This is a genomic window from Pseudomonas sp. MN1F (genome assembly GCF_009391885.1).
In the GTDB taxonomy this organism is placed as follows: domain Bacteria; phylum Pseudomonadota; class Gammaproteobacteria; order Pseudomonadales; family Pseudomonadaceae; genus Aquipseudomonas.
In genome coordinates, this window is the sequence record NZ_VZII01000008.1 from 138226 (window position 1) to 162062 (window position 23837).

Here is a 23837-nt window from a genome sequence, read left to right on the forward strand (position 1 = left end):
CACCCCGATCTTATGGGGTCTGCACGAAATCAGCTTCTCACGAAACCCAACCGTAATCAGTATGACTTGCTCGCCAGGATCAGAAAATCAATTAAGTAGCTTGCGCCATCCATGAATTCATCCCTCTTTTGAACAAACCTAATCTACTTAGGGATACCGTTAGCAATATTTAAGGCTACCATAATCATTGCCATGCCGATCACCACCATCACGAAAGCTAGAAACAACCCCTCAAGAATACGTAATTTTCGCCGCATCAAACAAAAAGCCATCACTTCAAGTGAAGATCTAAACCAACCGAAGCCTGAACCATGCTCAATTTGACTGAGGCGCTTGACTGACTTCAACTCTTTGTCACCATCAGCAAAACCCTCCATCAAATCGACCATATTTAGCAACACACCGATAACTACAATTAACGATAGCCCAATCACTAAAAAGTAATACTCAAAATTCTTACTCAGCGTTCTTGCCGCGATAAAAACCATCACTCCCAGCACCATCCCCATAGACATCATATTGCTAATAAAAGAGATGACCTGCTTCCTTCCTGCTGCGCTGTACAACCACATATTCCACCCCGAATTAATATATACACAACCAAAATACGCGCAGCCACTGCTACCGTTTACATGGGCCAAAGCGGTCCGGCATATCTCGCCACGCAGAGCCCGCGGAGAGCACCCAGAGCGCACCTTCAAGCATCAGGCGATCGCTCCGTCGCGGCTGCCCTCGACCATGGGTATCGTTGAAGAGATCGGTGACCACAACCCAGGCATCGTGCGAGATTTTTCCACGCTTTGTCATCACTGAATTCTTTTCCGTCGATGGCGGAGACTTTACAAAATCTCAGTGTTTGAGAAAGACGATTAGTTTTTCTCAAATTCCGTACAGCGCCTAAGCCACATGTTACATGCGGTTACGCCTAGCCACTGAAAAAATCGGATTTAGCCCCTTCCTCGTAGGACGTTTCCCAAAGATACTGCCGACGCCCATTTTTCGTTGCACAGGGTCAATGTGGATTCTAGTCTCGGCCGGTCGCTGCCAATTCAGCGATCGGTTTTGACAGACCGTAGACGTTGTCCTCATGTGCACACTTTTATGGTGGCTGTACGTGCGGGCACCCTCTGGTGCGCCGAGTGCCAACGTCTCGGTCTGTCAACCCGCGTACAGCTGCCACCTCATTGTTTGACAGCAAGGCCGTGGTAGCTCCACTTGTTTACGTTGGAGTTCCACCATGCTCAAGGTCGTTCCCGATCCACCTTACCTTCACGCCCTCGAAGACACGCTGATGATGGCGGCAGACTACGCACTTTGCGCGGAGGTTGTTGCCCAGCAGGCGATGTTGATGCAGCCCAAATCACCCGTGTCGTTGTTGATCATGACGTCAATGCACGAGCTGGATTCCCTGCGCAAATTGCTCGAGTCCGCGCTGGCTCAAATCCAGAAGCCAGGCGATCCGCACACCGTGCATTAATCCGCATCATGATTTGCCTGGTCTGATGCTTTCGCCGGTTTGCCAGCGACAGGGCCAGCCCAGGCAGTTACAACTTCAGGGAGATCCACCAATGGCCACCGAAGAATCCAAATTCACAGTCGGCAAAACCACCTTCTACCAAGGTGAAAACCAGACCCACCCGCTTTTCCGCATCGAACCCGGTATCCCTTGCCAAAGCGCCCGCGAACAAGCCTCAGAGCTGATGGGCTACGTCCGCGACCTGACCATCGACGGCCTGATGGAAGACAAACCCCAAGTGCTCTGGGCCTCGCACTATCTCAGCGCCTTGGCCAAGGCGCTGCTCGATGATGCCGAACTGGGCATGATGAAAACGCCTTGAGTCAGGGCAATGATCCTCATGCTGCAACCGCTCGCATGATGAAAAACAGCAGCGAAGGCCCAAGCAGGCAGCCCAGGGCTGTGTAAAACGCCGCCGTCAGGCAACCATAAGGCACCAGTTTCGGGTCGGTGGCCGCCAGCCCGCCGGCGACACCACTGGAGGTTCCCATCAAACCGCCAAAAATCACGGCAGTGCGTGGGTTGTTCAGGCCGATCATCGGCGCCACGAACGGTGTGACCACCATCACCAGGATCGCCTTGACCAGCCCGGCGGCAATCGACAGCGCCATCACTTCGGAGCTGGCCCCGATGGCAGCCCCGGTCACCGGGCCGACGATGTAGGTCACGGCACCGGCGCCAATGGTGGTCAGGCTGACCGCATCGGTGTAACCGAATGCCATGGCCACGCCGACGCCCGCGACAAATGACACCCCAATGCCAAAGAACAACGAAACGACTCCCGATACTCCGGCACGCTTGAGTTCATCGATGTTTACCCCGAAGGCCGTGGCGACAATCGCGAAATCACGCAACATCGCGCCACCCAGCAGGCCGATACCGGACAGCAGCGGAATATCCACCAGCCCTTTCTGCCCGCCTGTGAGTGCCCCGCCGAAATAGCTGAGGACCAGGCCCAGGAAGATGGCGATGGCTGAACCGTGCAAACGGCCGTGGGTAAGCCTGGCGGACAGCCAGTAAGAGAGCCACATGGTCACGCCGATGACTGCAAAGCCACTCACCAGCCCATAACCACCGATCACTTTCATCATGGATTCGTACATGGCGATCACCGCTGTGACGTTGTCAGGGGTTTATCTGCAGCCGGTTCAGGCTTTTTTTGGCCAAGGCGGTCCAGCAGCGGCACCATGGCGAAACTGGCCAACACCGCAACGGTACCGGCAAGAATGGCCATAGGCCCGCCGGACAGCGCGCCAAACACGTTCTGCTGTGCGGCCATGGCCACCACGATGGGGATATAGATAGCGCTCCAGAACTCCACGCCCTGTTCGGACTTGGCCGTGATCAGGCCGCGTTTGTTGAGGTAGCTGCCGATGAAGATCAGCAACAGCATGGCAATGCCCACGCCGCCAACGTTGGCAGGCACGCCCAGAAGCTTGCCCAGCAACTCACCGATAAACAGGCCAATAAGGGTACACAAGGCCAGGAAGGCCACACCGTAGATAATCATTGTTGTTGTCCTCGCGTTGGGTCGAAGTTGCTTGTTGTTGTCCTTCGAAAAACACGGTGCTTGTCAGTGTTGATTCACCTCCTGGCGCAACAGCGCGTCTACGGTATCCCAGCGCGTCGCTTCGAGGGCAACCACCCTGCCCTGTTCGAACACCGGGCGGGCCAGGCCGCTGAGCACGCTGCCCGGCGGTATTTCCACCTGCAGGCGCACGCCGCGTTCATAGGCGTTGCGCAACGTAGCACGCCAGTCGACCAGCCGCGCCATGTTGCCGGCCAGGTCATCGCGCAGGCGTTGCGGATCGAAGATCGGCCGCGCACGGCTGCCGCTCAGGTAGGTGATGCGCGGGCGATGTAATTCGACGCTGGCAAAGGCAGTGGCCAGCTCGGCGGCCGGGCCGTCGAGCAATGCGCAATGGGACGGCACGCTCACGGCCAGGCGCCGGGCCACGCCCTGGCCACGCCCGCGAGCCCTGGCAGCGACCTCGGCCATGGCCCTGTCGCTGCCGGCGATGACGATCTGGTTGTCGCTGTTGAGGTTGGCCAGGTACACCTCGCCGCCCACTTCGGCCAGCAAGCGTTCGACACTGCTCACGTCGAGGCCACTCAGGGCGGTCATGCCGTAACCCGTTGGGTAGGCCCGCTGCATCAATTCGCCACGCAGGGCCACCAGGCGCACCGCATCGGCAAACGCCAGCGCCCCGGCTGTCACGGCGGCGGGGTAAGCGCCGATGGACAGCCCGGCTACATATTCCGGGGCCGGGCTGCGCTGCAACAGCCAGCGCGCCCAGGCCACCCCGGCCAGCAGCAGGCACAACTGCACGGCGCGGGTCGACTGCAACGCCTGCGCGCTGTCGAGGGCCACGACCTGTTCACCCAGCGCATCACTGGCCTCCTCCAGAAGCAGCGTGGCGCCCTCGGGCAGGCGCTGCAACAGGCCTGCCTGTTGCGCGCCCTGGCCAGGGAAGGCGAACAGGCTGCTCACGCTGCACACTCCAGCGCATTCCACGGGTCAGCGACAAGGCGCGCGCCCTGGGCCGATTTGAGCAGTACCCGGCGCGCCACACCAGCCCACTCGCGCAGGGCCACGGCACCTGCTGGCGTCTCCAACTGCACATCGATGCGGCACGGCCCGCAATCAAGAATATCCAGCAGCTCGCGTGCCTTCGCCCGGGTCATGAACTGCGGCGTGCGCACCAGCAGATCGAGGTCACTGGCGCCATGCACGACGTTGCACCCAGTGGCCAGCTGATAACCGACGCCTCCGGTCGGCCCCCAAGCCAGCCCACTGGCATCGAGCACGGGCGCCACCGAGGCCAGCGCCCGCAGGGCTGGCCAGGGGCTTTGCCCCGCCCCGCGCAGTGCCTCGGGGCTTAGTTGCCGCTGGATATCGCGCACACGCATCAGCACACCCAGGCGCTGCTCACGCCCCTGCCCGCGCACGCCCACTGCCACCCAGCCGCTGGCGCAGGCGGCACGCCGCACCACCACCGGCTGCCCGGCGGCCAATGCCTGCACGGCCCAGGCAGGCGCATCGGCAGGCAGGTCGGCCAGGGGCATGCCCCAGAGCAGGTCATGTGGCTGTGGCAGGTTCATCTCAGGCCTCCTGCCACTGGCTACGCAGGCGTGCGCGCACGTCGCGGGAGGCACTGCGGTTTTCACCCCCCAGGCGTGATTTCAGGTCGGTCGAATGGCCGATATCGCGCACCGCCTCGGCCAGACAGGCACGTACCTGGGCAATGTCGGCGGCACTCGGCGCCTCGGCGCTCTCAACCTGCAGGCGCCGCCACAGCAGGCCCAGCGAGGCATAACTGGCGAGGTCGTAGGCCATCGGTGGCACCTCGGCGGCCAGCGCCTCCAGTTGCTCGACACTGCGCAGGGTAATGCGCGCTGCTGCCGCCTTGCCCATGGCATGCACCATCACCCCGCTGTCATCCAGAGCAATCAGCCGTTGCGCCTGGTAGCCGTGAGCGAGGAAGGCACCGGACATGGCCTTGCCGACCAACAGGCCAATCACCGGGTGCCCTGCCAGGCGCGCCTGGGCGTAGGCCTGCACGGCAGCGGCCAATGCCTGGTGGATACCCAGGGCTTCCTCGCGGCGGCCATAGGCCTGGCTCGGCACATCGATGATCGCGACGATGGCGCGTTTTTCGCCGTCGCGGTCCAGCTCGAGCGCATCGCTCACGGCCTTGGCCAGGCCCCAGCCCTCCAGCAGGCCGACTTCGCCCTCACGTGCCCGTGGGAACGGGTTGTGCGCGTCTGGCACCACGGCAATGAAGCGCGCCAGGCGGTTGTCCAGTTCGCCATCGACCACCTGCAACGAGGCCGGGTAGCCTGCCAGCGGTTCACCGCCGGCCAGGCCCGGCAGCCAGTTCAGGGCACGGTTCATGGGGCATCTCCTTGGTAGAGGGCACGCACGGCGGCGGCGTCCAGTTGCGGGCAGTCGGCGCCCAGGCTGGCCAGGCGCTCCAGGTACCAGGCATGGCGGCCGGCGCGGTTGGCGGATGGCGTGTCCAGCAGTTGCAGCAGCTGCTGGCGGATGCTGTCGACGTCATCCGCCACATAGGCATCCACCAGGCCGCTGGCGTGGCGTTGTTCGCCACCGGTCAGGCTCCAGATGAAGGGGCGGTCCTTGGCGTCGTACTCGGCGATACCGGCCTCCTGCTCGATCACTTGGGGGCCATTGAGGCCCAGGCGTGCTTCGCGGGTGACCAGCAGGTGGCTGCACAGCCCGGCTGCGATGGACATGCCACCGAAGCAACCGACCGAGCCTGCGATCAGGCCGATCACGGGTTGATAGGCGCGCAGTTCGACGATCGCCGCCTGGATCTCGGCAATCGCCGCCAGGCCGAGGTTGGCCTCCTGCAGGCGCACGCCGCCGGTCTCCAGCAGCAGCACGGCGCAGGTGGGGATGCCGTTGCGGTTGTCCTCGATGGCCAGCTCCAGGGCGCCAGCAATCTTGGCGCCGCCCACCTCGCCCATGCTGCCACCCTGGAAGGCACCTTCGATGGCGGCGAGCACGGTATGGCGGCCATTGAGCAGGCCTTTGGCGATGACCACGCCGTCGTCGGCCTGGGGCACGATGCCCTGGCGCGGCAGCCACGGCGACATCAGGCGGTCGAACGGGCCGAGCAGTTCGCGCAAGCTACCAGGGTCGAGCAAGGCTCGGGCACGCTGGCGGGCGCCCAGCTCGACGAAGCTGCGGCTTTGCAGCAGGCGGGCGATGTCAGTCATGGGCTATCTCCTCGAAACCTTGTTCCAGGCGCAGGCGCACCACGCCTGGGGTGGCGCCGAAGTCGTGGATGTCGATCTTCACCGCGGGCAGGGTTCGGCCGTCGAACAGGCGCTGGAACAACTGGCTCCAGCGGGCGCTGCTGCCGTTGACCGAAGTGACCACCTGGATCTCCAGGCGGCCAGCGCTGCCGGGCTCGATCAGCACTTCCAGGTCGCCGGAGCTGACGCAGCCGACCAAGGTGCGGCCACGGCCAGGCTCGGCGGCGGGGAATTGAAAGGTCAGGGTTTCCATTTCACAGGCTCCCGGCGTGGTCGAGGAACAGGCAGGCGGCCAGCAGATCGGCGGCGCCGCCCGGTGAGGCGTTCAGTTGCAGCAGTTGCGCGTCCAGCAGGCGCAGCTGGCGGCGGCCATCGAGGCTGGCGCAGCCGCCGGCTTCGAGCACAGCGCGGGCACCTGCCTGCAGGGCTTGCAGGCCTTGCGGGCCGGCCCGCCAGAGCACGCAGGTGTCACTGAGTGCGGCCATGATCGCCAGCAGGGCATCCAGCCGGGCCTGGCTTTCGCTGGCACCGTTGGCGCGGCTGCGGCGCAGTTGTGGCAGGCCGTGTTCGAGCACGGCGGGGAACCCTTGCTGGGCCTGTTCGCGGGCACCGCTGGCGCCGTAACGGTGGCGGACCTGGGTACCGTGGCTGTCCCGAACAGGGGCTGCCGGGTCGTCGATCAGGGCGATGCGGCCGGCGCGGGCAGCAACGGCCTGGGGGGCGGCCTTGGCATCGAGCGCTTGCGCAGCCACCAGCAGGCCAAGGGCCCAGATCGCGCCGCGATGGGTGTTGATGCCGCCGGTGGTGGCGAGCATGGCCTGTTCACCTTCGCGGCCGATGCGGCCCAGCTCGGCGCGCAGCGGCAGGCCGATGTCGCCATGGGCCTGCGCGGCTTCGGCCATCTGCCGCAGGCAAGGCCACAGGGCCAGCGCCGAGGCATGCATCAGGGCCAGGGTCATGTCGGTGTGGGCGCCGCTGCTACGGCGGTCGACCAGGCCGGGCTTGGGGGACAGGTCGGCTTCGTCGATGAGGGCATCAACCGCCAGGTCGGCCAGTTGCTCAGCCAATGAAATCTCGGTTTGCCGGGCCGGCCTCATCGCGGCTGAAGCCGCTCCTACAGGGATCGCGTATGCAGTCATCACCAGCTCCTGAACCGTGCAGGCGGGTTGTAGAGGCCGCCAGACCACTCGACCAGTTCGGCGATGCTGCGCGCGGCGAGCAACTCGCGGCTGGCGTCGGTGCGGCGGATGCCGAGGTCCTCGGGCAGGGCGATCAGGCCTTGCTGGCGCAGGCGCAAGGTGTCTTTGGGGTCGTGGCGCAGGCCGATGGCGGTGACGCCGGCCACGGCGGCGATCATCTGCTGGCGCTGTTCCAGGCTGCGCGCCTTGTACAGGTAGGCGATGCCTTCCTCGGTGAGCAGGTGGGTAACGTCGTCGCCGTAGATCATCACCGGCGCCAGGGGCATGCCGGCTTTCTTCGCCACGTCCACGGCGTCGAGGGTTTCGACGAAGGTGGGTTTGCCGCCTTCCTGATAGGTCTCGACCATCTGCACCACCAGCTTGCGGCCACGTTCAAGCATCGTCTCGGGCACGGTCATGTCGAGCCAGGCCGGGGTTGCATGGCGCCGGCCGCGAGGGTCGTGGCCCATGTTCGGCGCCCCGCCAAAGCCCGCCAGGCGTCCGCGGGTGACGGTCGAGGAATGGCCGTCGCCATCGACCTGCAAGGTGGCGCCGATGAACAGGTCGACCGCGTACTGCCCGGCCAGCTGGCACATCATGCGGTTGGACCGCAGCGAGCCATCGCGGCCGGTGAAGAACACGTCCGGGCGCTGGGCGATGTAGTCCTCCATGCCCAGTTCGGTACCAAAGCAGTGCACGCTCTCGACCCAGCCGGTTTCGATGGCCGGAATCAGCGTCGGGTGCGGGTTGAGCGTCCAGTTGCGGCAGATCTTGCCTTTCAGGCCCAGCGCTTCGCCGTAGGTCGGCAGGATCAGCTCGATGGCGGCAGTGTTGAAACCGATGCCGTGGTTCAGCGATTGCACCTGGTGTTTCTCGTAGATGCCGCGGATCGCCATCATCGCCATCAGCACATGCACCGGCTTGATGTGGCGCGGGTCGCGGGTGAACAGCGGTTCGATGTAGAACGGCTGGTCGGCAACCACCACGAAGTCGACCCAGGACGCCGGAATGTCCACGCGCGGCAGGTCGTCCACGCGGTCCACCAGCTGATTGACCTGGGCGATCACCAGGCCGTCGCTGAAGGCGGCAGGCTCGACCAGTGCCGGGGTGTCTTCGGTGCTCGGGCCGGTGTACAGGTTGCCATCGCGGTCGGCCATGAAGCCGGCGACCAGGGTGACATTGGGGATCAGGTCGACCAGCAGCCGCGAATACAGTTCGATATAGGTGTGAATCGCACCGACTTCGAGCAGGCCGTCTTCCAGCAGCTGGCCGATGCGCAGGCTCTGCGGGCCGGCAAAGGAGAAGTCGAGCTTGCGCGCAATGCCGCGCTCGAACAGGTCCAGGTGCTCGGCGCGGCTGACGCTGGGCATGATCATGTGCAGGTCGTGCAGGCGCTCGGGGTCGGCCTTGGCCAGCGAACGCGAGAGGAAGTCGGCCTGCTTCTGGTTGTTGCCTTCGAGCACCACGCGGTCGCCGGGGGCAATCAGCAGTTCCAGGGCTTCGACGATCCGCTCGGTGGGCAGCACCACACCGTCGGCCAGGTGACGGACGCGGTCGAGGCGGCGCTGCTTCTCGGCGCGCCGCCTGGACCATTGCGGCGGTGGATTCTTCGTTATGGTCATTGGGTGACTCCACGGGTTCGCTGTCGTGGGGGCACATTAGGGCGGGGTTGGTCGGGGGATCAATCAAGCTGGGGGGATGATCGTTACGGTTTTAGTAATGGTTTGGTGTTCGAGGCGCCTGGCGATAGTTTTTCAGGGGTTTCGAGATCGAGCGCCGCCCGCGCGGCGCATCGCGGGTAAATCCGCTCCCACGTTTGTTGCTTGACAGGCCATGGTTGCCAGCCTTGGGCGGACGACGTAATTTCGATAGGCGCTGAATGGCTCAAGGCAAAAACGCACGATGCCCCTGCAGATTTGTCGATTGTACAAGGCAAATTCGCATGCCAGGATCCAGCGATCCTCCAGCGCACTCCAGACTTCACTTGGAAAATCAATAACAAAGCAGGGAGAACGCGATGACCGCGCACGCTCATACCTCGGCAACGGCTCATGTACTGGCCGAGGTCCGTAACCAGATTGGCCACCTTACCCTCAACCGCCCTGCCGGCCTCAATGCCCTGACCCTGGACATGGTACGCAGCCTGCGCCAGCACTTCGACCAATGGGCCGAAGACCCACAGGTGCAGGCCGTGGTGCTGCGCGGCGAAGGCCCCAAGGGCTTCTGCGCCGGTGGCGATATCCGCTCGCTGCACGACAGCTATAAAGCAGGCGAAACCCTTCACGAAGACTTCTTCGTCGAGGAATACGCCCTGGACCTGGCCATCCACCGCTACCGCAAGCCGGTGCTGGTGCTGATGGACGGCTTCACCCTCGGTGGCGGCATGGGCCTGGCCCAGGGCTGCGACCTGCGGATCGTCACCGAACGCAGCCGCCTGGGCATGCCCGAAGTCGGCATCGGCTACTTCCCGGATGTCGGCGGCAGCTACTTCCTCTCGCGTATCCCGGGCGAACTGGGCACCTACCTGGGCGTCAGCGGTACCCAGATCCAGGCCGCCGATGCCCTGTACTGCGGGCTGGCCGACTGGTACCTGGCCCGCGACAAACTCGCCGCCCTGGATGAAGGCCTGAACACCCTGCGCTTCGGCGACCATCCGCTCAAGGACCTGCAGAACCTGCTGGCCAAGCTCGGCAGCCAGGTCCTGCACGATGCGCCGCTGGAAAAGCTGCGCCCGGTCATCGACCACTTCTTCGCCCAGCCCGACCTGGCGGCGATCATCGAGCAGCTGCGTGCGGTGCGCATCGGCGACAGCCACGCATGGGCGGTGGCCACTGCCGACCAGCTGGAAAGCCGCTCGCCGCTGGCCATGGCGGTTACCCTGGAGATGCTGCGCCGCGGTCGCCACCTGGCACTGGAAGACTGCTTCGCCATGGAGCTGCACATCGACCGCCAGTGGTTCCAGTACGGCGACATCATCGAGGGCGTGCGCGCCCTGATCATCGACAAGGACAAGCAGCCGCGCTGGAACCCGCCGACCCTGGCCGGGTTGTCGCGCCAGCGGGTCGACCAATTCTTCGAAGGCCTGTGAGCCCGGGAGTACACAGATGCAAGACCTGGAACTGAGCGAAGAACAGATCATGATCCGCGACATGGCCCGGGACTTCGCCCGTGGCGAGATCGCGCCGCATGCCCAGGCCTGGGAAAAGGCCGGCTGGATCGACGATGGCGTGGTCCGCAAGATGGGTGAACTGGGCCTGCTCGGCATGGTCGTGCCCGAAGACTTTGGCGGCAGCTACACCGATTACGTGGCCTACGCCCTGGCAGTTGAGGAAATCGCCGCCGGTTGCGGCGCCACCGGCGCGATGATGAGCATCCACAACTCGGTCGGTTGCGGCCCCCTGCTCGCCTACGGCACGCCCGAACAGCAACAGGCCTGGTTGCCACGCCTGGCCGCTGGCGAGGTGATCGGTTGCTTTTGCCTGACCGAGCCTCAAGCCGGCTCCGAAGCGCACAACCTGCGCACCCGCGCCGAGCTGGTCAATGGCGAGTGGGTGATCAATGGTGCCAAGCAGTTCGTCAGCAACGCCCGGCGTGCGGGCCTGGCCATCGTTTTCGCGGTGACCGACCCGGAGCTGGGCAAGAAAGGCCTGTCGGCGTTCCTGGTGCCGACCGACAACCCAGGCTTCAAGGTTGACCGCAGCGAGCACAAGATGGGCATTCGCGCCTCCGACACCTGCGCGGTGACCTTCGACAACTGCCGCATCCCGGCGGCCAATATCCTTGGCGAGCGCGGCAAAGGCCTGGCCATCGCCCTGTCCAACCTCGAAGGTGGCCGCATCGGCATCGCCGCCCAGGCCCTGGGCATTGCCCGTGCCGCTTTCGAGGCGGCGCTGGTGTATTCGCGTGATCGCATCCAGTTCGGCAAGCCGATCAACGAACACCAGAGCATTGCCAACCTGCTGGCTGACATGCAGGTGCAGGTGAATGCTGCGCGCTTGCTGATCCTGCATGCCGCACGGCTGCGCACGGCGGGCAAACCGTGCCTGTCGGAGGCGTCGCAGGCCAAGCTGTTTGCTTCGGAAATGGCCGAGCGGGTGTGCTCGATGGCGATTCAGGTGCATGGGGGGTATGGGTACCTGGAGGATTACCCGGTCGAGCGCTATTACCGCGATGCGCGCATCACCCAGATCTACGAGGGGTCAAGCGAGATACAAAGAATGTTAATTGCCAGGGAGTTGAAGCATTATAGGCTGTGAAGCCCACGGCTTCTCGCCTGGGAAAACCACAATGCCATAAAACCTGTTGCTGACCTGCATCGCAGACAGCAACAGGAAACCTTCAACTGACATCAATGATCTTATTGAAATGGTACATACTCCAAATTATCAACCATTGCATGGATGGGCCCAGTTATAAATCTGAACGACTTGATCGCCGCACTGGGTGAAGTATACGAAACGCGGCCGTTATATCTGGTCTTTCCGCTATTGTAGGTAATCCGCGACAAACGACCTATTTCCGTACCAGAGGCCGTGTAGAAAATCACAGTATGGCCGGGATCATTGGGCATTAAAAGTCCATTATTCCCCACGTCAAAAGAAACACTTTTGGCAAGTCCGCGCAACTCGAATTGTACTTGAGCTCCATGAGGTACGACTGAGATGACATGCCCCCAGACGGGATACCAGAAGTTGCTATGACAACGGTAGACATCAGCTTGCTTGACCACAACGCTCAACGTGAGAGCCGGAAACTCCAACGTTTCCCCAGCCTTTAGACCCTGGCGCTTTACAGATTCAAAGCTTTCTTTTCTCAACGCCCCTTCCAGCTGCACGTTCAAGGTTCCCGAGAATCCTGTCTGCGTCGTCCCGTTGCGCACCAGCTCATAACTCACCGCGAGCGGGTTCTTGGCAGGTTCCAAAAGCGACGGCAAATTTTGCGCGAGTACGTGATCGATCGGCAGCGCGTGCGAATGTGCCCCCGCCTTTCTCAGCAATATCTTGCCTGTTCGATAGTTGCCTACCCGAATGATGATTTCATCACCTATTGCCAAGCCCGGGTTGTCCAGCAGCACGGTAAACTGATTATTCAAAATCAACGTCAGGTTGAGCTTGTTATTCACTGCCGCAGGCACTTTTGGCGCTGTGATGAAGTTCTTTTGCATCTCGGTGCTGGCCACAGTGAACTCGAGCGACTGCGAGGCCACGACCGGCTTGCCCTCCCGGATGACCTGGTAATAGTACTTGATCTTCACCGGTGAGTTGCCCTTCGGCTCGAAGACGGAGCGCTCCACTTCGAAATCTGTGCCATGCTGGCTGACTTGTTTCAGATCAAGCACGTCCCAACCCAACTCACCCTCTGAGGTTTCCCAGAACAGCTTGATCTTGCATGGCGGCTGTTCCGCTTCTTTGGGAATCTTGATGACCATGCCCATCTCATACTTCTCATCATCCGGATTCAGCACCTTGTTCACCAGCTCATACTCTGGAGTGGGTGCCGGCAAGCTCGCAATCGGCTCACCGATTTGATACCTGACCGTTCCGGATTTGAAAACACCCCCGGCACGCTCTATCGTATAAGAAAGATCAACATAACCGCCTTCGAGCGGTTTTACAAAGGACTTTCCTTCGAGTCGGAAAGCGAATTGCTTTCCGGCGCGTTTCTCGGAAACCTCCTCCGGCTTTACGGGAATCTCAAACGCACTGCCATCAGGCTTCATCCCCTTGTACGACAGGCGTATCTTGTCCATGTAAAGGGTATTGGCAAGCTGCGGAATCACCACATAGATGAATTCACGCTCTGCATCTACGCGCAAATCCTCAACCTTGTTAATACTTGGCTCCGGCAGCAGCGACGGCATGCCCAGGATATTGATGTAGGCATTTTTCGACGTGCTGACCTTCCCAGTACTGGCGGTCAGTGTAAAATTCAGCTTGGCGCTACCACCCGCCAATGGCCACCACTCGTCAAATGGCACATTGATCTGCTGGGGTTTATTCGGATCTGTGACAATCAACGGGCCGAACGCCTTGGCCGTGACCTGATCCTGATGTGTCGTGCCAACCATATGCAGCAACAGGCTGTCCCCAACATGATATTTGCCTGGGAACTGAATGACCACATGGTCGGATACGATATCAGCAGTCTTGAGTTCACCGGAGCTCAGTACTGCACCCGCCTCGTTCAATACCTCAGGCGCCGCCAGAGCGTCCTCCGAGAGCTTGACGCTTACCTCGAGCCAGTCAGACCATTCCGAGTCGTTGTCGACCGGGTCTTTCACAAAGTAGTACACAAACAACTCGTCGCTGTCGCCTTCCGCCTTGATAGTCGCTTCGGGCACCGTAATCGCAACGGCCTTATTGACTTGCGCAGCAGTCACCTCATGGGAAATCACTTGACTCCCCCAGTACAGATAGATGACGTCACCCGCCCGCATGCTCAAATAAGCCGGAACAGTAACGATACCCCCGGCTTTTGCCTCGACTGGGCCGATCGTACCCGAGGCCGGTTTGGTCAACACCGGCGGGGCGAGTTCGGCGTCGATGCCTTCATCATCTTTGACTCCCGGCTGCCCTTTGATAAACAGGGTGCTCACAGAGGCGGAAGGAAGTGAGAATTCATTTTTAGCAATATTATAGTTTTTATATTGAAGATGGCTACTCCCTTCGGGAACATCCTTGCCTTTCACCTTGAGGGTCATGTATTTGCCAGTCACATCACTGTCCAAGACGAAGCCGTTTACCACCGCGACTCCTCCCCAGAACAAGTACAAAACTTCACCTGCCTTTACCTTCCCATTGAGAGGAATAATAACACTGACTTCAGCATCGTCAGTTTCCACCACCTCATCATTAATACCAAAGTCTTCGGTCTTTATGCCATTGATCTTGACCGGATGAACCACGCCTGCGACATAAGGTGGAGGTAAATCATCCGGTAACAGCCCTGGGTATTTTTCCTTGTAGTAGGTGTTAAACTCCCCTAGTACATAATCAACTTCGGACACAGCCTCGACCGCATCGTCCATGGATACATCATTGGCCTCGCTCATGATTCCTTCCTCGTTGGATTGCCGGGTTAACCGCCATCCAACAGTAGGAATTATCCGTATCCTGTACAACTGGCAAAAATGTCAGTTTGCGCGACGCGCGATCGATCGTAGATTTACAGGCGCTGCCGCAATGTCTGCGACGGCGGCACGCCATATCGCTGGCGGTAAATTTCGGAGAACCGCCCCAGGTGCAGGAAGCCATACTCCATGGCCAGCTCGGTCACACTGCGCACGGTACAACTGCGGTCATTCAGGCAGGCATGCACCCGCTCCAGCTTGCGCTGGCGCACGTACTGTTTGGGTGATGTGCCCAGCTGCCTGTCGAACAAGGCATACAGCGAGCGCAAGCTCATGCAGGCCTGCTCTGCCAGCACTTCGGCCGACAGCTCATGCTTGAGATTGCGCTCGATGTAATCGAGGATCCGCTCCAGGCTCGCACCCGGCGTACCCAGGCTTTCGCGGCGGATATTGGTGCTCATCAGGGTCATCAGCTTGCTGGCGACGATCTGGCTGTAGTGCCCCTGCACCCGCGGTAACGAGTCAATGACCTCGGCTTCGTGGCACACCATGGCCAGCAGGTTGACGAAACCGTCCAGCTCCTCCAGCCGGTAGTGATTGCGCAGGAACCGCACGCCGCCATCCGGGCGCTGCCAGCGCTGCTCATCGCAGATGCTGTCGAGCAAGCGGGTCGGCACCTTGAGGATGAACTTCTCGCAGTCATCGGAATAGGTCAGGTCGACCGGGTCGTCCGGGTTGATCAGCAGCAACTCGCCCGGCACCAGGTGATGTTCGCGCTGGCGACCGCGCCACAGGCAGTTGCCGTTGAGCAGCACTTGCAGGTGATAGATGCTTTCCAGTGCCGGCGAGGTGACCCGCACGCTGCCGCCATAGCTGATGCGGCACAGGTCGAGCTCGGCGAATTTGCGGTGGCTGAGGCTGGCCTGCGGGTGGGTGGTGCGCGACAGGCCGATGCAGTGCTGACCGACGTGCTGGTTCACGTAGTCGGACACGGCATAAGGGTCGGCGTGATGGAACACGCTACTGCGCTCGCTCAGCAGGCGGCTTTCCATAGGCAAGGCACTCGGCATCGTTATTGTTCTGGTCGCCGCGCCCTACTGGCCCGTGGGCCTGTGGTTGCGGTCGTTAACAGTCATTCTATCGGGCCGGGGTCAGGTATCTTGGGGCAGCTGACCACTGGCGTAGTATTGTCACAGCTAAGCAAAATCGCGGGGCTTGAGCAATCCGATGTTCGGATTGGGTGGGCGAATAACGGACCGCGACTGGTGTTATGCGGGCGATTATCGAACAAAATTGATTTTTTTGTATTGCATGCAACATCGATATCGAAGGGTACAAACAAGGCGGCCCCTGTTTGGCCTCACTGCACCGGCAGGAAATTCATCAACAAAAGGCTCTGCGCGTAATTCAGGCCGATTCGCCGATAGCGCTCGTCCAGCAACTCCGCCAGCAGGTCCAGCCGCGCCACGACCTTGCCGAACTCCACGGCAAAACTCAGGTTGCTGCCCTCCTCCGAGATCTCGTTGGAAAACAGCAACAGCACCCCGTTGGCATCCTGGCGCTGGCTGAGCATCCAGGTGGCCTTCTCGATATTGCGCGCCGCGTTATTGATGAACAACGGGTCGAGGGTATCGGTCATGTAGAACTCGGTACGCCCGCCGTGCGCAGTGATCAGCATGCTGCCGATGGCGTAGATGAAGGCGCCGACCCGGTCGCCGCGAAACTCCGGGCTCAGGGCGTAGCTCAGGGCGGCAAGGTCGCGGCGGTTGCCCAGTTGCGGCAACGGCTGGCGCTGCTCGATGGCGATACGGATCTGCCGTTCGGCGGTAGCTGCATCCAGGTAGCCGGACAGCGTCAACTGGTTGGGGTTGCGCAGGTACAGCTTGTTCATCAGCAGGTACAGACTCTGCAGGTTGTCGCGCATGGCCAGTGTGGCCATACGGTCGACGCTGGTCTGGAACAGCTCGCTGGGCTTGCCGTTACCAAACTGGCTGACGATGTCGTGGCCTTGCTGCGGGCTGCAGCCGGCCAGGCCAATCAGGGCGCCTGCCAGCAGCAGACGCGGGAAAAATCGGAAATTGCTTGCAACCATCGGCACCGGATCGATATTCGGCGGCCGCACCGGGGGTCAGTGCGGCCTGGCCAAGCATAGAGCCCGGAAATGGGAAAAAGTGCAGTGCCCGGTCAAACCGCTGACCGGCTCACATGGCCTGGCGCAACATTTCCACCACCTGCGCATGCAGCGCCGGGTCGCCGCAGGCCACCACGCAGCCGCCATTCTGCGCGCTGCTGCCGTCCCAGGCCGTGATCACCCCGCCCGCCCCTTCGATGATCGGCATCAACGCCTGCACGTCATACGGCTGCAAGCTCGCTTCGACGATCACGTCGACAAAGCCCGAAGCCAGCATGCAGTAGGCATAGCAGTCACCACCATAACGCATCAGCCGCGCCCTGCCCGCCACGGCCTCGAACGCCGCCTTGCGCTCGGCGGTGTCGAACATGTCCGGGGTGGTGCACATCAGTGTGGCCGAGGCCAGGTCGGCGCAGGCACGGGTTTTCAGCGGCGTGCCACTGCGCCAGGCGCCTGCCGGGGTACCGACGAAACGTTCGCCGGTGAACGGCTGGTTCATCACCCCCACAACCGGGCGCGTGCCATCGTTCAGAGCAATCAGCGTGCCCCACAGCGGCAGCCCGGTGATGAATGCGCGGGTACCGTCGATCGGGTCGAGCACCCAGGTCAGCGGGCTGCTGCCCACCGCCACACCGGCCTCCTCACCGAGAATGCCGTGCTCCGGGTAGCGCGCCTGGATCAGCTCACGCATGGCATCCTCGGCCGCCTTGTCGGCCGCGGTCACCGGGTCGTACAGGCGCCCGCCCTTGTCCTCGACCTCCAGGCTGGCACGGAAGTACGGCTTGATCGCCAGCGCAGCGGCATCGGCCAGCTGCTCGGCGAAGGCTTGGAATTCGCCGATCTGTTCAGCATTCAGGGACATGGGGCAGGCCTCGTGAAAAATGGTGTGGCGCGCATCATACCCGACAACCCGCAGCGCAGTGGGCCGACCGAAGCGCTAGCGCGGTCTAGACTGTACAGACCAGAAAACATGGCATGAACCGGGGGGCTGCCACACGTGGAGGTGTGCGATGAGCCAGTTCAAGCGTCTGTTCGTCATGCTCGGCCCGCAAATGCGCCATACCCCGGCGCTGCAACGCGCGGCGGCGTTGGCCGAGTCCAGCGGTGCCCTGCTGGATATCAATGTGTTCGTCGACGATGTCGACACGCTTGGCCTGATGAGCGACGGTCACGAGCGTGAACGGCTGCTCGGCGACAACCGCCAGTGGCTGGCCGACGAGGCCGAGCAACTGGGCAACGCCGGGCTCGATGTGTCCACCGAACTGCTGCTGACCCGCGACCCGCTGAGCAGCGTGCTCGAACGCATCGAACGGCTAGGTTGCGACCTGCTGATCAAGGACGTGCAGCACGAACCGGTGCTCAAGCGCCTGCTGGTCACGCCGCTGGACTGGCAATTGCTCAAGGAAAGCCCGGTGGCCGTGCACCTGGTCAGCGACATCCGCCTGCCGCTGCCCCGGCAGATTGCCGCGGCGGTGGACCTCAACTGCCACGGCGTCGGCGAGCACCTGGACGATCAGGTGATCCACAGTGCCCACGCCCTGGCCCTGCAATGCAACGCCGAACTGCACCTGCTGCATGTGTGCGACGCAGCCAAGACCCATATCGCCGACTTTGGTGCCGGCACCGTCACCATCCCAGGGTTCGATGGCAGTGTGCGCACGTCGCAACGGGCGGCATTCAACCGGCTGGGCGACCATCACCAGATTCCGCTGGAACGGCGGCATTTTGTCGAGGGCGCGGCGATCCGGGCGATTGCCCAGTTCGTCAGCCACAGCCGGGTCGATGTGATCGTGATGGGCAGCCATCGGCATGATGCGATGCAGACGTTCCTTGGCGGCACCACGGCGCATGTGCTGGAGCATCCGCTGTGCAATGTGCTGGCGATCAAGGACCGCCGCTGAGCGTTGTCCAGGCGTGCGGGAGCCGCCCTTGCCGGCTCCCGCAGGCCAGGCCTGCCAAGCGCTTGGTATTTGGCACACCAGTTCCGATTAAAAAGAATGCATTTGATAATGATTCGTAGTAGTTTCTCGGCGCTTCCCCTATTTCCTATCAGCGCCCTACTCCAGGATCGTACCGTCGATGCGTCGCACGTTCGTTTCGCTTTGTGTGCTTCAAGCTATCTCCCCGCTGGCCTTTGCCGAGCCTGAGCCGCTCGGCGAACCGGCGCAGATCGAACTCCAGGCCCTGAACATCACCAGCAGCGCCGACAGCGAACGCGCCGATGGCCCGGTGGATGGCTACAAGGCCAGCCGCTCGGCCAGTGCCACGCGCACCGACACCGCCCTGCACGAAACCCCGCAATCGATCAGCGTGGTGCCCAGGGATGTGCTCGAAGACACCGGCGCCACCCGCCTGCAGGACGGCCTGGACTATGCCGGTGGCGTCGGCCGCGCCAACAACTTCGGCGGCCAGGGCCTGACCACCTTCACCGTGCGCGGCTTCACCACCGGCGAGTTCTACCGCAACGGCTTCCCGATCAACCGCGGCTACCCCAACGCCCCCGACGCCAACACCGTCGAGCGCCTGGAAGTGATCCGCGGCCCGGCCACCAGCCTGTATGGCCGCGGCGACCCCGGCGGCACCTTCAACGTGGTCAGCAAACAGCCGCTGGCCGAGCCCAAGGTGACCCTCGGTAGCCAGTTCGACGACCAGGGCATGCACCGCGCGACCCTGGACGCCACCGGGCCGCTGAACGCCGATGGCTCGCTAGCGTATCGCCTGAATGTGCTGGGCGAAGGGGGCGAGAGCTTCCGCGACGATGTCGAAAGCGAGCGTTATGACGTTGCACCGGTGATCAGCTGGCAAGTCAACGACGCCACCAAGGTCATCTTCGAAGGCGACTTCATGCGCAACAACCACCCACTGGATCGCGGCCTGACCCGCCTGCCCGGGCAGATCGGCACGGCCTCGCGCGACACCAATATCTGGGAAAAAGGCAGCGACAACCTGCTGCACAACGACAACAACATGGCCCAGTTGCGCTTCGAGCACCTGCTCAACGACAACTGGACCCTGGGCGGCGGCCTGCAATGGCTGGACGGCTCGCTCAAGGGCAACGCCGTGGAAGCCAACGGCCTGCAGGCCGACGGTCGCACGCTGGGGCGCAATTTCAACTACCGCAAGCTGGAGTGGACCGACCGCGACTACCAGCTCAACCTCACCGGCCACTTCGACACCGGCGGCTTTGCCCACACCCTGCTGACCGGCATCGAATATGAGGACTACGACTACAACTCGATCATCCAGCGTTCGGCCGCAGGTACCGGCGCCTACCCGATCGACATTTTCGACCCGGTGTTGGGCCAGCCGCGCCCTGCCCTGACCCGCACCACCACCCATGACAAGGAAAACCTCAAGACCTGGGCGGCCTTCATCCAGGACCAGGTGGCCCTCACCGAGCGCCTCAAAGCCCTCGCCGGGGTGCGTTTCGAGCGCTACGAGCATGACTATGACAGCAAACTCAACAATGCCGGTGACTTCAACAAGGGCGAGAACGGCGTCACCCCACGCTTCGGCCTGATCTACGACCTGACCGATACCGTTGCCGTGTACGCCAACACCGCGCGCTCGTTCAAGCCCAACAGCGGCGCGAGCCTGCAAGGCACCGGCTTCGACCCGGAAAAGGGCAAGTCCTATGAGCTGGGCGTGAAATGGGAAGCGCTGGACCGTCAGCTGAGCGTGGACGCGGCGATCTACCACATCGTCAAGGAAAACGTGTTGACCCGCGACCCGAACGACCCGACCGGCACCTACAGCGTCGCTGCCGGCGAAGTGCGCAGCCGCGGCCTGGACATCAACGTCGCCGGCAACCTGACCCCGGAGTGGCGGATGATCGGCGGCTATGCCTACGTCGACGCCGAGGTGACCCAGGACAATAGCATCCCCACCGGCACCCGCCTGGCGAACATCCCGCGCAACAGCTTCAGCCTGCTTAACACCTATGAGTTCCAGGATGGGCTGGCCAAGGGCCTGGGGCTGGGGGTTGGCGTGAAGTATGTGGATGACCGCGCCGGGCAGACCGCCGCCAGTACCTACACCATGGAGCGCTACAGCGTGGTGGACTTGCTGAGCTTCTACAAGGTCAACGAGCACGTGCGCTTGAACCTGGACGTGAAGAACGTGTTCAACAAGGGCTATGACGAGGGGGCGTTCAACACCTATGTGTACCCGGGGGCGCCGCGCACGGTGCAGGCTGGGGTTTCCTACACCTTCTAAACTGCTGGGGCCGCTTGGCGGCCCCCTGCATCAGAAGCTCTTGCTGTAGAACAGCGAGTACGACTCGATGCCGTCGTTCGGTTGCTTGATGCCGGCATTGGAGTAGTGAATCAGGCGGACCCCCGCCTTCTGCGCACCCGGCAACTTCAGGCCGAAACCGATGCGGTCTTCGAAGTTGACTGCCGAACCCAGGTCATGGTCGCCCACCTCGGTCTTGGAAAAGGCCGCCAGGCCAATCCCGGCTTCGACATACGGGGTGTAGGTAAAACCGCTGAACTCATAAGTGAACACCGGGCTGAACGACAGCGAGTGAGCGCCGCTGGCATCGCCACCTTCCCAGTAGGTGTAGGCCGCATCCCAATAGCCCGTCACATAACCGATGTCGCTTTTCAGCCACTGCTTGTCCCAATCGAACGACATACCGAGACGGTAGGTCATGTCACCTTGCCCGGTAGCCCCCACGGCACCGGAAATCTGCGCGGCCTGCGCCAGGCTGGTGCCGGCGAGGGCCAATAGGGCGGCGGCCAGGGTGCTGGCAAGACGGGTTTTCATCAATGACTTCTCCTGATGGTCACACTGGCAAGTGGGGGCTTGGGCCCCTCGATTTTTACGGTGAACGGTGCATCCAACCGGTCACACGGGGTAATACTTTTCTGATTATTGTCTAGATAATCAGAAAGTTGAAAGTGAATTGCCAGCATTGTTTGAATTTACCCGCCGTGCTCCGGTACCTCAGTCGTATTCGGCCTCCTCATGCTCCCCCAGCAAGCGCCGTTGCCGGGGTGTCGCCTGCTCCAGTACCTGTGGGTTGAACTGCCAGCTCAGGTAGGGGGAAAACTTCTGCGCCACCATGCGCCGGCCGTAGTGCACCTGCAGCATGTCGCGCTCGCGGGTATTGCTGCAGTTGGCACCGCCGCTGTGCCAGATGTCACTGCGAAACACCAGCGCGTCGCCTGCCTGGCACAGTACCGGGCGGGCTTCGCAGCCTTGCCACTGCTGTTCGCCAGGTTGCGGTGAACGCGCAGCGCGATGGCTGCCGGGGACCACCCAGGTGGGGCCGATGTCGAGGTCAATGTCACTCAGGTACAGCTGCGCCGTCAGAATCTGCATGGGCTGGCAAAAATCGCCGCGTGCAACCAGCCAGGCCGGCAACGTCATGGGCAGGTGGTCCAGGTGCAGGTCCATGCCCGGGTAGCCAGGGTGGCTGCGCCAGGCGGTCTGGCCGATCACGTGGCAGTCTGCACCGAGGGCTGCTTCGGCGAGCTCGATCACTGGCGGCAGGTCGAGAAAGGGCAACCACAGCGGGTCACGATTGAAGACGCACTTGTAGTGTTCAAGCAGCCCCTGGTAGTCCCAGTGCAGGGGTTGCAGGTCGTCGATGGCGCAACGCAGCAACGCCACCCGCACGCCATCGAGCACGCCGCGAAGCAGGACGTAGCCCTGCTCCTCCAGCGCTTGCAGTTGTGTGTCGAGGCTCATGCCAACAAGCTCCTGCCCAGGCAGAGTACAGATGTACTCCGCCCGTTTTTTGCCCATTAGTGCCAGTTCAGGCTTGCAGTGACCGGCGTCTTGCCGTTCACCGTGACCTGTTGCTGGACCGTGGTGCCCTGCCCCTGGCCAACGACCTTGTACTGACCCGGTGGCAGCTGGACATAGACCAGCGGCCCGGCATCCTGCAGGCTCAACACCGATTTGCCTTGTGCATTCTGGATATCGACTGCGGCGCCGCTTTCGAACTGGCCATGTGCGCCGGTGGACAGTTCGACGTGCAGGTCATAGCCCTTGGTGCGGCGCATGGCATTGGCTTCGTCCTGGCCGATACCGCCCTCCAGGTAGCGCACGCCATTCTGCTCCTGCGGCTGCAGTTGCACGGCTTGCATGTCGATGGGGGCGTTGTGGTCGTCCACTTCCGCGGCGGCGGCCAGGGTCCAGGGCAGCGCCAGTGCGATCAGCAGCGTGGCGCCCAAAGCATAGTGATGGTTACGCATGGTCAGCTCCTCCTCAAGGAGATGGCTTACCTGATATTTGACCCCACACGGTGCTGATGTTCACGCCGTTCGCCGCTCTTCGAGAAGTTTCACGAACATGCTCAGGCTGCGCGAAACCGTGCCGCGCCGCCACACCAGCCAGGTCTTGAGGTAACGGAACTGCTCCTGCATCGGCCAGGCGCAGACCGTGCTGCAGCCGGGCATGTTGTCGAGCATGCTGCGCGGCAGCATGGCCAGGCCGGCACCGGCGCTGACGCAGGCGAGCATGCCGTGGTACGACTCCATTTCGTGGATCTTGCCAGGCACCGCCTGGTCCTGGACAAACCAGTTCTCGAAGTGGTGACGGTACGAGCAGTTGGCCCGGAAGGCGTAGATGCTCGCGCCGTTGACGTCCTGGGCACGGGTGACCGGGGCGTGGTTGAGCGGCGCGATGATCACCATCTCCTCCTCGAACACCGGCATGCCTTCGAGCGTGGGGTGCAGCACCGGGCCGTCGACGAAGGCCGCCACCAGGCGCCCGGCCAGCACGCCTTCGAGCATGGTCCCCGACGGCCCGGTGGACAGGTCGAGGTCGACCTTGGGGTAACGCTGGTTGTAGGCAGCCAGCAGCGCCGGAATGCGCACCGCCGCCGTGCTCTCCAGCGAACCCAGGGCGAAGGTGCCCTGCGGATCTTCCCCTGCCACGGTCAGCCGCGCCTCGTGCACCAGGTCGAGAATGCGCCGGGTGTATTCAAGGAAGTTCCAGCCCGCTGGCGACAGGCGCAGGCGGCTTTTTTCGCGGATGAACAGCTCGACACCGAGGTCTTCCTCCAACTGCTTGATGCGCGTGGTCAGGTTCGACGGCACCCGATGGATATGCTGGGCGGCGGCGCTGATGCTGCCCTGCTCGGCCACGGCCTTGAAGATCTCCAGTTGCACCAGGTCCACAGTCATTCTCCAAACGTGAATGTTTCGCTCATTA

The 23837-nt window shown here is 62.3% G+C and carries 24 protein-coding genes and 1 pseudogene; 6 read left to right on the forward strand and 19 right to left on the reverse strand.

The window, feature by feature from the left end; translation table 11 throughout:
- Window positions 1–143 precede the first annotated feature (143 nt).
- Window positions 144–572, reverse strand: coding sequence for a hypothetical protein (locus tag F6X59_RS05285; RefSeq protein ID WP_152955083.1), 429 nt, complete (start codon window positions 570–572; stop codon window positions 144–146).
- Window positions 573–633: 61 nt separating this feature from the next.
- Window positions 634–807, reverse strand: a pseudogene (locus F6X59_RS28905) (transposase); the annotation flags it as partial.
- A gap of 430 nt (window positions 808–1237) precedes the next feature.
- On the opposite strand from F6X59_RS28905, the gene F6X59_RS05295 reads away from it, so the two are divergent.
- Together F6X59_RS05295 and F6X59_RS05300 are read left to right on the forward strand one after the other, a co-directional pair.
- The gene (locus F6X59_RS05295) at window positions 1238–1477 is read left to right on the forward strand and encodes a hypothetical protein (RefSeq protein WP_152955087.1); all 240 of its coding nucleotides are present in this window, start codon (window positions 1238–1240) and stop codon (window positions 1475–1477) included.
- Between the two features lie 91 nt (window positions 1478–1568).
- Complete coding sequence (locus tag F6X59_RS05300; protein ID WP_152955088.1) at window positions 1569–1838, forward strand: DUF3077 domain-containing protein; 270 nt, start codon at window positions 1569–1571, stop codon at window positions 1836–1838.
- 16 nt (window positions 1839–1854) lie between these two features.
- Here the strand turns inward: F6X59_RS05300 and madM are convergent, their stop codons facing one another.
- The 9 genes from madM to mdcA all read right to left on the reverse strand — a co-directional run bounded on the left by madM (window position 1855) and on the right by mdcA (window position 9095).
- The gene (madM, locus tag F6X59_RS05305; protein ID WP_152955090.1) at window positions 1855–2619 is read right to left on the reverse strand and encodes a malonate transporter subunit MadM; all 765 of its coding nucleotides are present in this window, start codon (window positions 2617–2619) and stop codon (window positions 1855–1857) included.
- 5 nt (window positions 2620–2624) lie between these two features.
- Entirely contained in the window at window positions 2625–3026 is a 402-nt protein-coding gene (gene madL / locus F6X59_RS05310) for a malonate transporter subunit MadL (RefSeq protein ID WP_152955092.1), read from the reverse strand.
- 63 nt (window positions 3027–3089) lie between these two features.
- A complete protein-coding gene (gene mdcH, locus F6X59_RS05315) occupies window positions 3090–4007 on the reverse strand; it encodes a malonate decarboxylase subunit epsilon (protein WP_372240308.1) in 918 nt (305 codons plus the stop codon).
- The gene (locus F6X59_RS05320) at window positions 4004–4618 is read right to left on the reverse strand and encodes a malonate decarboxylase holo-ACP synthase (protein ID WP_152955093.1); all 615 of its coding nucleotides are present in this window, start codon (window positions 4616–4618) and stop codon (window positions 4004–4006) included. The genes mdcH and F6X59_RS05320 overlap by 4 nt, the downstream gene beginning before the upstream one ends.
- A gap of 1 nt (window position 4619) precedes the next feature.
- Window positions 4620–5411 carry a biotin-independent malonate decarboxylase subunit gamma gene (mdcE, locus tag F6X59_RS05325; protein ID WP_152955095.1) on the reverse strand — a complete coding sequence of 264 codons (792 nt, stop codon included), beginning with the start codon at window positions 5409–5411 and terminating at the stop codon, window positions 4620–4622.
- Window positions 5408–6256 carry a biotin-independent malonate decarboxylase subunit beta gene (locus tag F6X59_RS05330; RefSeq protein WP_152955097.1) on the reverse strand — a complete coding sequence of 283 codons (849 nt, stop codon included), beginning with the start codon at window positions 6254–6256 and terminating at the stop codon, window positions 5408–5410. The genes mdcE and F6X59_RS05330 overlap by 4 nt, the downstream gene beginning before the upstream one ends.
- Window positions 6249–6548: a malonate decarboxylase subunit delta gene (locus tag F6X59_RS05335; protein ID WP_152955100.1), complete on the reverse strand. Its 300-nt coding sequence runs from the start codon at window positions 6546–6548 to the stop codon at window positions 6249–6251. Before F6X59_RS05335 ends, F6X59_RS05330 begins: the two co-directional genes overlap by 8 nt.
- 1 nt (window position 6549) lies before the next feature.
- A complete protein-coding gene (locus F6X59_RS05340) occupies window positions 6550–7392 on the reverse strand; it encodes a triphosphoribosyl-dephospho-CoA synthase (RefSeq protein ID WP_372240313.1) in 843 nt (280 codons plus the stop codon).
- A 41-nt stretch (window positions 7393–7433) separates the two neighbouring features.
- Complete coding sequence (gene mdcA / locus F6X59_RS05345) at window positions 7434–9095, reverse strand: malonate decarboxylase subunit alpha (RefSeq protein WP_152955104.1); 1662 nt, start codon at window positions 9093–9095, stop codon at window positions 7434–7436.
- 395 nt (window positions 9096–9490) lie between these two features.
- On the opposite strand from mdcA, the gene F6X59_RS05350 reads away from it, so the two are divergent.
- Window positions 9491–10561 carry an enoyl-CoA hydratase/isomerase family protein gene (locus F6X59_RS05350; protein WP_152955107.1) on the forward strand — a complete coding sequence of 357 codons (1071 nt, stop codon included), beginning with the start codon at window positions 9491–9493 and terminating at the stop codon, window positions 10559–10561.
- A 16-nt stretch (window positions 10562–10577) separates the two neighbouring features.
- Window positions 10578–11729 carry an acyl-CoA dehydrogenase family protein gene (locus F6X59_RS05355; RefSeq protein ID WP_152955109.1) on the forward strand — a complete coding sequence of 384 codons (1152 nt, stop codon included), beginning with the start codon at window positions 10578–10580 and terminating at the stop codon, window positions 11727–11729.
- Window positions 11730–11830: 101 nt separating this feature from the next.
- On the opposite strand, the gene F6X59_RS05360 is transcribed toward F6X59_RS05355, so the two are convergent.
- The 4 genes from F6X59_RS05360 to hisN form a co-directional block, all read right to left on the reverse strand.
- Entirely contained in the window at window positions 11831–14524 is a 2694-nt protein-coding gene (locus F6X59_RS05360; protein WP_152955111.1) for a hypothetical protein, read from the reverse strand.
- Between the two features lie 113 nt (window positions 14525–14637).
- Entirely contained in the window at window positions 14638–15594 is a 957-nt protein-coding gene (locus F6X59_RS05365) for an AraC family transcriptional regulator (RefSeq protein ID WP_152955112.1), read from the reverse strand.
- A 308-nt stretch (window positions 15595–15902) separates the two neighbouring features.
- Window positions 15903–16634, reverse strand: a complete 732-nt coding sequence (locus F6X59_RS05370) for a hypothetical protein (protein ID WP_152955113.1) — start codon at window positions 16632–16634, stop codon at window positions 15903–15905.
- 109 nt (window positions 16635–16743) lie between these two features.
- Window positions 16744–17535, reverse strand: coding sequence for a histidinol-phosphatase (gene hisN / locus F6X59_RS05375; RefSeq protein WP_152955114.1), 792 nt, complete (start codon window positions 17533–17535; stop codon window positions 16744–16746).
- 148 nt (window positions 17536–17683) lie between these two features.
- Between hisN and F6X59_RS05380 the strand changes: the two genes are divergently transcribed.
- Together F6X59_RS05380 and F6X59_RS05385 are read left to right on the forward strand one after the other, a co-directional pair.
- Window positions 17684–18574, forward strand: coding sequence for a universal stress protein (locus tag F6X59_RS05380; protein ID WP_152955115.1), 891 nt, complete (start codon window positions 17684–17686; stop codon window positions 18572–18574).
- A gap of 178 nt (window positions 18575–18752) precedes the next feature.
- On the forward strand, window positions 18753–20888 hold the full coding sequence (locus tag F6X59_RS05385) for a TonB-dependent siderophore receptor (RefSeq protein ID WP_152955116.1): 2136 nt from the start codon (window positions 18753–18755) through the stop codon (window positions 20886–20888).
- A gap of 30 nt (window positions 20889–20918) precedes the next feature.
- Here the strand turns inward: F6X59_RS05385 and F6X59_RS05390 are convergent, their stop codons facing one another.
- The 4 genes from F6X59_RS05390 to F6X59_RS05405 form a co-directional block, all read right to left on the reverse strand.
- Window positions 20919–21440 (reverse strand): acyloxyacyl hydrolase, encoded by a 522-nt coding sequence (locus F6X59_RS05390; protein ID WP_152955117.1) that lies wholly within the window; start codon window positions 21438–21440, stop codon window positions 20919–20921.
- A gap of 180 nt (window positions 21441–21620) precedes the next feature.
- Complete coding sequence (locus tag F6X59_RS05395; RefSeq protein WP_152955118.1) at window positions 21621–22367, reverse strand: phytanoyl-CoA dioxygenase family protein; 747 nt, start codon at window positions 22365–22367, stop codon at window positions 21621–21623.
- A 56-nt stretch (window positions 22368–22423) separates the two neighbouring features.
- Window positions 22424–22876, reverse strand: a complete 453-nt coding sequence (locus tag F6X59_RS05400) for a carboxypeptidase regulatory-like domain-containing protein (RefSeq protein WP_152955119.1) — start codon at window positions 22874–22876, stop codon at window positions 22424–22426.
- A gap of 60 nt (window positions 22877–22936) precedes the next feature.
- The gene (locus tag F6X59_RS05405) at window positions 22937–23803 is read right to left on the reverse strand and encodes a LysR family transcriptional regulator (protein WP_346652779.1); all 867 of its coding nucleotides are present in this window, start codon (window positions 23801–23803) and stop codon (window positions 22937–22939) included.
- Window positions 23804–23837: the final 34 nt, after the last annotated feature.